Origin of the sequence: Arthrobacter sp. ZGTC131, assembly GCF_002929275.1 — a bacterium.
GTDB lineage: Bacteria > Actinomycetota > Actinomycetes > Actinomycetales > Micrococcaceae > Arthrobacter.
Window position 1 is genome coordinate 219,928 of record NZ_PJIK01000005.1, and the last position, 10,168, is coordinate 230,095.

At 62.7% G+C, this 10,168-nt stretch carries 10 protein-coding genes; 4 read left to right on the forward strand and 6 right to left on the reverse strand.

Features of this window, described 5'->3' with window-relative positions; translation table 11 throughout:
• Nucleotides 1-6: 6 nt before the first annotated feature.
• From sufD to CXQ90_RS09255, 3 genes are read right to left on the reverse strand one after another with little or no spacing between them, the layout of a single operon-like run.
• Nucleotides 7-1,257, reverse strand: a complete 1,251-nt coding sequence (gene sufD / locus CXQ90_RS09245; RefSeq protein WP_104138625.1) for a Fe-S cluster assembly protein SufD — start codon at nucleotides 1,255-1,257, stop codon at nucleotides 7-9.
• A complete protein-coding gene (gene sufB, locus CXQ90_RS09250) occupies nucleotides 1,257-2,720 on the reverse strand; it encodes a Fe-S cluster assembly protein SufB (protein WP_104138627.1) in 1,464 nt (487 codons plus the stop codon). Before sufB ends, sufD begins: the two co-directional genes overlap by 1 nt.
• Nucleotides 2,720-3,574, reverse strand: coding sequence for a metalloregulator ArsR/SmtB family transcription factor (locus CXQ90_RS09255; protein ID WP_104138628.1), 855 nt, complete (start codon nucleotides 3,572-3,574; stop codon nucleotides 2,720-2,722). Before CXQ90_RS09255 ends, sufB begins: the two co-directional genes overlap by 1 nt.
• 106 nt (nucleotides 3,575-3,680) lie before the next feature.
• Here CXQ90_RS09255 and CXQ90_RS09260 point away from each other — a divergent pair, with 106 nt between their 5' ends.
• Genes CXQ90_RS09260 through CXQ90_RS09270 form a run of 3 tightly spaced genes read left to right on the forward strand, consistent with a single transcriptional unit; the run spans nucleotide 3,681 to nucleotide 6,354 of the window.
• Nucleotides 3,681-4,646: an ABC transporter ATP-binding protein gene (locus CXQ90_RS09260; RefSeq protein WP_104138630.1), complete on the forward strand. Its 966-nt coding sequence runs from the start codon at nucleotides 3,681-3,683 to the stop codon at nucleotides 4,644-4,646.
• Complete coding sequence (locus CXQ90_RS09265) at nucleotides 4,643-5,401, forward strand: ABC transporter permease (protein WP_104138631.1); 759 nt, start codon at nucleotides 4,643-4,645, stop codon at nucleotides 5,399-5,401. The genes CXQ90_RS09260 and CXQ90_RS09265 overlap by 4 nt, the downstream gene beginning before the upstream one ends.
• Nucleotides 5,402-5,409: 8 nt before the next feature.
• Nucleotides 5,410-6,354, forward strand: a complete 945-nt coding sequence (locus tag CXQ90_RS09270; protein ID WP_104138633.1) for a heme A synthase — start codon at nucleotides 5,410-5,412, stop codon at nucleotides 6,352-6,354.
• 1,020 nt (nucleotides 6,355-7,374) lie between these two features.
• On the opposite strand, the gene CXQ90_RS09275 is transcribed toward CXQ90_RS09270, so the two are convergent.
• Entirely contained in the window at nucleotides 7,375-8,025 is a 651-nt protein-coding gene (locus CXQ90_RS09275; protein ID WP_104138634.1) for a hypothetical protein, read from the reverse strand.
• Nucleotides 8,026-8,383: 358 nt separating this feature from the next.
• Here CXQ90_RS09275 and CXQ90_RS09280 point away from each other — a divergent pair, with 358 nt between their 5' ends.
• A complete protein-coding gene (locus tag CXQ90_RS09280) occupies nucleotides 8,384-8,965 on the forward strand; it encodes a hypothetical protein (protein WP_104138636.1) in 582 nt (193 codons plus the stop codon).
• Between the two features lie 138 nt (nucleotides 8,966-9,103).
• Here CXQ90_RS09280 and CXQ90_RS09285 read toward each other — a convergent pair whose 3' ends face one another.
• Nucleotides 9,104-9,406: a hypothetical protein gene (locus CXQ90_RS09285; RefSeq protein WP_146068869.1), complete on the reverse strand. Its 303-nt coding sequence runs from the start codon at nucleotides 9,404-9,406 to the stop codon at nucleotides 9,104-9,106.
• A 42-nt stretch (nucleotides 9,407-9,448) separates the two neighbouring features.
• Nucleotides 9,449-9,988, reverse strand: coding sequence for a hypothetical protein (locus tag CXQ90_RS09290; RefSeq protein WP_104138639.1), 540 nt, complete (start codon nucleotides 9,986-9,988; stop codon nucleotides 9,449-9,451).
• Nucleotides 9,989-10,168: the final 180 nt, after the last annotated feature.

Here is a 10,168-nt window from a genome sequence, read left to right on the forward strand (position 1 = left end):
GTCTGCTTAGTTTTCGGTCGCGGCGAGTTCACGTTCAACAGCCGCGGTCAGGCGCTCTTCGAGAGCCGGGACCTTGATCTGCTGGATGATCTCGTTGAGGAAGCCGCGCACGACGAGCCGCCGTGCCACCTCTTCCGGAATGCCGCGGGCCATGAGGTAGAACAAGTGCTCGTCGTCAAAACGCCCGGTGGAGCTCGCGTGTCCGGCGCCCTCGATGAGACCGGTTTCGATCTCGAGGTTCGGAACCGAGTCGGCCCGGCAGCCGTCCGTCAGAACGAGGTTCTGGTTCTTCTCGTAAGAGTCCGTGCCCAGGGCCTGCTTCTGGATCAGGACGTCGCCCACCCAGACGGTGTGCGCGTTCTTGCCCTGCAGGGCGCCCTTGTACAGCACGTTGGACTTGCAGTTGGCTTCGTTGTGGTCAACGAAGGACCGGTGCTCCAGGTGTTGCCCGGCGTCGGCGAAATAGAGGCCCAGCAGCTCGGCCTCGGCGCCTTCGCCCGAGAAGCGGACGTTGGAGTTCAGGCGCACGATGGATCCGCCGAGGGACACGGCGATGTGCTTGTACACAGCGTCCTTGCCCACCTGCGCATCGTGCTGTGCCAGGTGCTTGGCGTCGTCTTCCCAGAGCTGAACCGAGATGACGGTGAGCTTCGCGCCCTCGCCGACGATGACTTCAAGGTTGCCGGTGTGGTCGGCCGCACCGGTGTGCTCCAGGATCACGACGCTGCGCGAGTTGGCCCCGGCCTCCAGCACGTAGTGTGCGTTGGAGCGGCGGCCGGCGCCCGCGCCGTGGACCAGGATCCGCAGCGGCTCAGCCAGTTCGGCTTCCGCCGGGATGACCACGTGCAGCGCTTCGTCCGTGTTGGCGGAGGCGACGACGGCGGCGCGGTCGGCCGGGGTCAGCACGGTTCCGCGCGGGGCGACTCCGGGAGCCAGCGGCGTGCGGACATAGCCTTCCGGCGCATCCACGGTGAAGGCGGCGGCCGGCTCGGGATCAAGATCCGTTGCGGCATCCGAGAGCAGATTGGCCAGCGCGCGGACCGGGCTGAAGCGCCATTCTTCCTCGCGGCCGGTGGGCAGCGCGAAGTCGGCGACGTCGAAGCTCGTGAGCCGCTCGGCACGCGAGGACATCACGGTCACGCCGTGATTGTGGCTGTGGTCAACCTTGGCGGAGACCAGCCCCTCGCCTTCTTCGGTGAAACCTGCGATGGAAGGCGCTCCGATGCGGGCCTTCTCAGTAGTAATTTCGGCAGTCATTAACCGACGGATCCTTCCATCTGGAGTTCAATGAGGCGGTTCAGCTCGAGGGCGTATTCCATCGGCAGCTCGCGGGCGATCGGCTCGATGAAGCCGCGCACGATCATGGCCATGGCTTCGTCTTCGCGCATGCCACGGGACATGAGGTAGAAAAGCTGCTCTTCGGAAACGCGCGAGACTGTTGCCTCGTGACCCAGCTGGACGTCATCCTCGCGGATGTCGATGTACGGGTACGTGTCCGAGCGGCTGATGGTGTCCACCAGCAGGGCGTCGCAGCGCACGGTGTTGGCCGAATGCTTGGCCCCTTCGCGGATCTGGACCAGGCCGCGGTAGGCCGCGCGTCCGCCGCCGCGGGCCACGGACTTGGAGATGATAGAGCTCTTGGTGTTCGGCGCGATGTGGACCATCTTGGAGCCGGTGTCCTGGTGCTGGCCTTCGCCGGCGAACGCGATGGACAGGGTCTCGCCCTTGGCGTGCTCGCCCGTGAGGTAGACAGCCGGGTACTTCATGGTGACCTTGGAGCCGATGTTGCCATCGATCCATTCCATGGTGGCGCCTTCTTCGCAGATCGCGCGCTTGGTCACCAGGTTGTACACGTTGTTGGACCAGTTCTGGATGGTGGTGTACCGGACGCGGGCGCCCTTCTTGACCACGATTTCCACAACGGCGGAGTGCAGCGAGTCCGAGGTGTAGATCGGGGCGGTGCAGCCCTCGATGTAGTGGACGTAGGAGTCCTCGTCCGCGATGATCAGCGTGCGCTCGAACTGGCCCATGTTTTCCGTGTTGATGCGGAAGTAGGCCTGCAGCGGAATGTCCACGTGGACGCCCTTGGGCACGTACACGAAGGAGCCGCCGGACCACACGGCCGTGTTCAGCGACGCGAACTTGTTGTCGCCCACGGGAATGATGGTGCCGAAGTACTCCTGGAAGATCTCCGGGTGCTCGCGCAGCGCCGTGTCAGTGTCCAGGAAGATGACGCCCTGGGCTTCCAGGTCCTCGCGGATCTGGTGGTACACAACTTCGGATTCGTACTGGGCTGCCACGCCGGAAACAAGGCGGCTGCGCTCGGCTTCCGGGATACCCAGCTTTTCGTAGGTGTTCCGGATGTCCTCGGGGAGGTCTTCCCAAGTAGCTGCCTGCTTCTCCGTGGAGCGCACGAAGTACTTGATGTTGTCGAAGTCGATGCCGGAAAGGTCCGCACCCCAGGTGGGCATGGGCTTACGGCCGAAGTACTTCAGGCCCTTCAGGCGCAGGTCCAGCATCCACTCCGGCTCGCTCTTCTTGGCCGAAATGTCGCGTACGACGTCCTCGTTGAGGCCACGGCGTGCGTTGGCGCCGACGTCGTTCTTGTCGGCCCAGCCGTACTCGTAGGTGCCGATTCCGTGGAGCTCGGGATTCTTTTCCAGAATCTCCGAAATCACAGCAGTCTCAGCAACCGTCTTCTCTGATAGTTGGTCCGTCATCACGGCCTTTCTTGCAGATGGTTGGATACTTCGTCCAGGTTGTCCGTAACGGCTCGGGTGGTTTCCGCCACCGTTGCGGCCGGACGGCCTGTAGGTATGTGGGTAGTGCAGACATGGCCCCCGCGCGCCAGGGTGGAGAGGCGCCGCACGTCGACGCCGACCAGCCGGGAAAAGGTCTCGGTTTCAGCATCGCAGAAAACCGGGAACTGTGCTGCGAGCTGCTGGATGGGGCAATGCCCCTGGCACAGCTGGACGCTGGAAAGCGCTGCCGGCAGCGGCGCCTTGGCTTCGATGGAAGCGGTGGAGGCCACATAGCCGTCCCGGGACAGGGCTGCGGAAAGTGCCTGCGCCCGGGCAGTGATGTCAGTCCCGGCCGCTTCGACTTCGGGTGCGTAGCGGCGTTCCATCTCGGCAAAACGCTCGACGGCGAACGTCCGCACCGCATCAGCGCCGGCCATTTCTTCGAGCTGCTTGAGCGCCGTGCTGGCGATATTCAGGTAGTCGTCACCGAGCGTCGACTGGCCCTGTGAACTCAGGACATAACGGCGGGCCGGACGTCCCGCGCCGGCGCCTGCACGGGCGACGCGCTTTACTTCAATAACTCCGGAACGGGACAGATGGTCCAGGTGGCGGCGGACTGCGGCCGGGGTGAAGCCGAGCAGGTCGCCCAGTTCAGCGGCGCTCACGGGCCCGTGTTCGAGCACGGCGCTGAGGACACGGTCGCGCGTGCGCTCGTCTCCGTCGACTGCCGGCGGCACCGCCGCCGGGGCAGCGCCCTTTCCACCGCGCAGCACACCAGCCGGTGCGCCGTGCCCGGCCAGAGGCAGGGAAGTGGGTTTAGTCATGGAATACACAACACAATCATGTCGTAATTTACTCCACCCATCCAGTAAGGCTTGGCTGACCTGGGGCACCGGGCGCGCACATCGGAGTCAGTACTACTTCACGTAGAATGCTGGGGTGCGATCCCCCGAATCCCCCGTACTGTCCATCAACGGGTTAATTAAGGACGTTGGTCCGCTGCCCACCCTCGATGGCAGGATGCTGAGGGTGGTGAGCGACGTCTCGCTCGTCGCCGGGCGCGGCGAGGTGACGGCGCTGCTCGGGGCCAACGGCGCCGGCAAGACTACAACCATCGAATGCGCGCAGGGGCTTCAGAAGCGCACGGGCGGCACCATTTCCCTCTTGGGCGAGGATCCCGGCAACGCCGGTGCGGACCTTCGGTCCCGCGTTGGCGTGATGCTCCAGGACGGCGGCCTCCCGCCGTCGGCCCGTCCCCTTCCCCTCCTCCGCCACATCGCCGGCATGTACCGAAATCCTCGGCCGCTCGACGAACTGGTGCAGCGGCTCGGCATCGATGCATTCAGCCGGACCACTGTCCGCCGGCTTTCCGGGGGCCAGAAGCAGCGGCTGGCCCTCGCCGCCGCGCTCATCGGCAATCCCGAGGTGCTTTTCCTCGACGAACCGAGCGCAGGGCTTGACCCGCAGTCGCGCCAGCTCGTTTTCGGGCTGATTTCCGAGCTTCGGAACAGCGGGATGGGAATCATCCTGACCACCCATCTGATGGACGATGCCCAGCGCCTGGCCGATTACGTGTACATCATCGACGCCGGCAGGAACGTCGCCGAGGGCACCGTCGCCCAACTCCTCCAGCACCGGCCCGACATGACCCGGAAGGACCATATCCGGACGCTGCATTTCGAGGCGCTGCCCGGGCTGGACTTTGCGGGTGTCCTGCCCGCCGAGGTGGAGATCAGGGAAACGCGGGCCGGCAGCTATTCGGCCACCGGCGTGCTCACGCCCGAGGACCTTGCCGCGCTGACGGCCTGGTGGGCGGCCCACGGCGTGATGCCGGGGTCCATGAGCATGGAGGCCCGAACCCTCGAAGACGTATTCCTCGACATTTCCGGAAGAGAAGTCCGATGACCACAGTGACCGGCAGCGCTCCCGCTCCCCTGCTCCGCCGGATCGTCCTGCAGGGTCAGTACGAGGCCATGACGATGCTCCGGAACGGCGAACAGCTGATCCTTGCGATCGTCCTGCCGCTGCTGGCCCTGGTGGGCCTCACCGTGACGCCGCTGCTGGACGGCCTGGGGGACAGCCGGATCAACGTGGCCGTGCCCGGCATCCTCGCGCTGTGCGCCATGTCCACGGCGTTCACGGGCCAAGGCATCTCGACCGGATTCGACCGCCGTTACGGCGTGCTGCGCTTCCTCTCCACCACGCCCTTGGGGCGTACAGGACTCATCGCCGGAAAGATCATCGCCGTCCTCGCGGTGCTGTTCCTTCAGGTCCTGATCGTCGCCGGCATTGCCCTCATGCTCGGCTGGCGGCCGGATCCGGCCGGCTGGCTGCCGGGAATGGGCATGCTGATACTGGGCGCCGCCGCGTTCACGGCCCTCGGCCTGCTGGTAGCCGGAACGGTCCGGCCCGAGGCCACGCTGGCCATCACCAACCTGCTGTGGATCCTCCTCGGCGCGCTTGGCGGCATCGTCATCCCCGCGCCGCGACTGCCGGGCCCGGCGCAGGATGCGGTGCATTTCCTGCCCTCCGGCGCCCTCGGACAGGGGCTTCGCGATGCCTTCCTGCACGGTGCCGTCGACGGTGCCGCTGTCCTTATCCTGCTGTTGTGGCTGGTTGTCGCCGGCGCGGCGGCCATCCGTTGGTTCAAGTGGAATTGAGAAATACCGTGAGCACGGCTTCGCGCCTCCCCCAGTTCGTCGGCCGCCTGGCGTCAAGGCTTCCGGTCACCGTTGATGCAACAGTCCGCCGCCTCGCGGTGCTGTCCCTGATCGGGCAGACGCTGCTGGTGGTGACGGGCGGTGCCGTTCGGCTGACCGCGTCAGGGCTCGGTTGCCCCACCTGGCCCCGCTGCACGAACGAGTCCCTGGTCAACACCCCCGAAATGGGCATCCACGGCTTCATCGAGTTCGGCAACCGACTCCTGACCTTCGCCCTCGCGGCCGTCGCGGCAATGATGCTGGTGTACCTGTGGAACCTTCGCAAGGAGCGCAAGGACCTCTTCCTGCTGGCCCTGGGGCTGCTCGCGAGCATTCCGGCGCAGGCCATCATCGGCGGCGTTACGGTGCTGACCCGGCTGAACCCGTGGGTGGTGGGCCTGCACTTCCTCGTCTCGATGGCCCTGGTGGTCTTCGCCACCCTGCTGGTCAACCGCGCGTACGGCCGGACCGGCGGGTTCCTTGCCCGCCCGCTGACGTCCCTGCCGGGGGTCATGCGGCCGGTGACAACCGCCGTCGCTGTTTTCTCCGCGGTGGCGGTCATGCTGGGCGTCGTGGTGACCGGAGCCGGCCCGCACGCGGGCGACGCCAAGGCGCCCCGCAATAACCTCGACTGGGACCTCTTCTCCCACATCCACGCCGTGCCCGCCTACCTGATCACCGCAGGCACCCTCTTTGCCGCGTACCTGGTGTTCCGCCGCGGCATCTCCGGTACGTTCCGCACAGCGGTGCTGCTGCTCCTCGGCGTCACCCTGCTGCAGGCCGTTATCGGCTTCACCCAGTACTACAACGGCATCCCGGCACTCCTCGTGGGCGCCCACATGCTCGGCGCTGCGCTGCTGATGAGCGCCGCAACCAACGCCTGGGACATCGCCCGCTACAGTCCCGTCAAGTAGCGGGGCGCGTCCGGTTGCGGGGCGCGTCCGGTTGCGGGCACGCGCGCAACGAAGTAGATAGTCACAGAAGAAGTCTGCACAAGAAGAAGCACCTCGGTCCGCGTCGACCGGGTGCTTCTCTTTTCTACCGACCCTCTCTCACTCCCCGCACGCTTCCCACCGACCCTCTCTCACTTCCGGCACGCATTAGACATCTCACGGTGCCAAGGCGTCAAGTGCCAGTCCTGCCGCTGACTATGCCAACGTGATGCAGCACCGCTAAGACGGCCCGATTCTGGACCAGCCTCAACTGACTATGTTCAATCCTTACTGAGACTGCCTGGACGGAGGGGTCCGCGCCAGTCGAGGACAGAACCTTGTTCCGCGGACAAATCGTTCAACACAGTGCGCATACAGGGCTCCCTCCTCGGACGGTTTGTCGGACTGGTCTTGCGGGATGCTTTACCTGGTCAGGTTCCAACGTCTCAGGTCAGGTGGAGGAGTTTCGGCTTGAGGACCCTGTTTGGGGACGTTATGCGGACGGGACGAATATCGGCTTCACCCAGGCCTGGTTACTCATCTGTCCTCTGCTCCGGAGGCATCGCAGTCGGTTGCCGACAGACACGCCCGACTCGAGGACCAGGGCGTCTTTCAGTACGAATCGGGCCGAACCACGGCGGCTTGAACGTGGGACCGCTTTGGGCCGCCAAGGTGCCCATGGGCCTAATTCCAGCTTTTGCGCTTTCCGATGAAGTAGCCGCAAATCATTAGGACGACGCCACCGAGCACGATGAAATATGCCCAAATGTTTTTCGTTGTGGACTGAAGGACCAACATGGTCCCGATGAGGGCGTTTGCTGCACCCACACAGAGTAGGGCGATTCCAAGCCATCTAGGCGTCATGCGGCCACCTTAGTGTTTCCTCGACGGGAACGGCTACACAATTTGGATTGCTGCCCGCTCACGGTTCCTTCCTAAAGGAGAACGATGCCACATGCTGTTGCAAGAACTGGGCAATGGATTTGCGGCTCAGAGGCCACGCTATCGAATACTCTTCTGAGGTTTTCCAGGACTCGAGGACGTTTGCCTGCCGGCATATGCCAGGATCAATAGCGCAGAGATGACGGCCGCAATGCCCCGCAGGATATTTCCAATAACTTCTCCTGCTGGAAGCAACCAAATGGCCACTAGCGACAAACCAAAGGACGCGGCAAAGACGAGAACGCAGGCCAAGATCAGGCGCCAAATGGAGTCAACCGGCTTCATGAACCGGCTGACCATGTCGTCAGCATGGGTGGGATTAAAGGCTGCGGTTCGTTGGGAAAGCATGGGCTGCCCGGCTGCGGTTCGGACTTCATTCAGCAGGTCGGTGAGCCTGCCGTTGAGGTTGTCTTCTCCCCAGAAGAGCTTTTTGGTGACGTACCACCCGAGGCGGTCGTAGGCGGAAGAAATGACCCTGGTTCCTTCCTCATCCGACCTGACCACCACTTCGAGCCCGACAGGAAAACGTCTGAAGCCCAAGAGGGTGCCCAAAAGACGAAATAGAGTGTCTGATCCGGCGCGGACTTCAATACCGTTCTGAGTTTGGTTTGGCCGCAGTCCAACTGCAGCTAGGTGGTTGGCTATGCGGCCAGATAGAAGATCGGCGTCTTCAGCGACCGTGAAGCTGTCTTCCATCGTGTAGCTCTTCATCGGGCCGCCCCAGCATAGATTGAAGTGAAGAACTGCCGTGCTTGGCGCAGCTCGATATTAGTATGGTCGGTGGGTTTGAGGCTGCATACTGATTAGCGTCCTTCATTCAATGACGGTTCCCGCGCTCGCGCCGCAACCATCCCGCTATGGGCTGCTCTTTTGCAACGACCCGAGCCGTCAAACTGAACTGTGAAAAACCGCCATTCTGAAATGACAGTCACAGGAATTTCCCCAAACCGGCTCTGCTTGTCCGGCGTCTTCGGCCTGTCTCCAAAAGCTGCAGCATTGAGGCGCCGTCGGCACTTACTCGCTAAGGTTTGCCCTGTTCAGGCAGGAACTGGCTGTGTAACACTTCAGCATGAACGATCCAAGAAGCCGGATTCTGCCACTCCTTCGCCAGGGCGAACGGCTCCTGTGGGTTGGTCAACCCGACCCCAGAGTTCGCTTTACAGGCGCTGATGCGTTCCTCGTGCCTTTCAGCATCCTCTGGGGTGGATTTGCGGTCGTATGGCAAATCATGGCCATCACTAGATCCGAATCACCTTTGTTCGTTATTTGGGGAATTCCATTCGTCGTGGTGGGCCTCTACTTTATTTTCGGCCGTTTCATTGCCAAAAAACGGCGAAAGGTCGCCACAGCCTATGGACTCACAGACAGTCGGGCGATCGTTTGCACAGGGAACAGGTCGGTTGCTGATACCCCCGTAAGGGCTATGCCAACCAAGGTGGACAGGTCTAAGGACGGCCAACATGTGAGTGTGACTTTCGGGTATCAGGGCGCCATGGGCATGTTCGGCATGTATCAGAACACGGGGCTGGACTTCTTCAGCCTTGGCCTGGGACAGAATGTAGCCTTTTTTGACGTCCCAGACGCCCACGGCCTGCTGACGGCTTTAGACCAGGTCCAAGCCGGACGAGGTGCAGCCGATCCATCGAGCTAGAGCATGCGGCGCGCCTGTCGTCCCGGCAGAGGTTCCTCAAAGAGAGCCTGCGTTAGCCTTCGTCTGCAGGCTTGGCATGTTATCGGCATCAACCGCGAAACTCTCTCCCAGTGCCTCAGAGCAAAGACGTGAAAATGGTCAGCCTTCAGGTTTGGTACCGCCGAAGTGGTGCAATAAGTGCTTGCTCTCCGACAGGAACTGGCGGGCTCGCCATCCGAGCCGATCCCTCCAACGATCATTGATTCGCGGCAGGTAGATCGACGGATGTTCAAACCAGGAGAGCCGATCCGTGCCTTCGAACCATTCGCAGATCATCCAGACGTAGCCGATGTGATAGCCGTACCTGACTCCAGAAAATTCGCCCTGCCTTTGGTACGCCTGGGCGTCGAGCAGTCCAACGAAGGTAGACAGCCCGTCTTTGTCGCCGTGTCGACGCATCATTCCGTGGGCGTCGCCACCTCGCCAATTGATATAGAGCAGGAATCACGTGGAAGGGCATCGCTCGGCTCCATTAAGAAAGGCGACCAACTCTTGCGGCACAGGCAGCCGCTGCGTCGCCAGCATGCAGCCGACCTGCTTAGCGAAGTAGCGCGCGAGGTCCCGCGCTTTCTCCTCCCAGTCACTGCCATACACAGCCGGCCAGTCAAGACTCTTCCACCGCATCATGTCGTCCATATGATCTACGAGGTACGCCTCGAAGAGATCGTAGGCCAGGTCGAAGGGCTGGCTCCTGGCGTTGTTGCAGTTGGCGCACAAATTCTTACGCCAGCGAACTTGCGCGCCCTTTTTGATGCTGTGCAGCGCCCCCTCGAAGTCAGAACTCTTCTTAAAAACATTGCCAGGATGGACTTTGCCTTCCTCGGACTGGGCGACCCGTCGAAGCGTGGAATGCTTGATCCGATGCTCCTCAGTCGTGGCTACGTCCCCGCACCACCAGCAGCGGTCGCTGGAAGGCAACCGAAAGTCATCCAGTGTCGGGTCCATTCCCATGGGTCCCCGCCGCCAGAGGTCGTCGTTGCTCACAGCAGCATTATGACGGGCATCGATGACAACAACCGAATACAACGGAGTTCTGCCTGCGATGGACCGCAAAGTGGAGCAGCTTGCTCACGCTCTTGCTCTGCTTAGTTCAAAGCCGGAATCTCAGGGTAGTAACCAGGCTAGGCCTGTATCGTCCACTGCGGGTTCCACAAGCGGAGAATC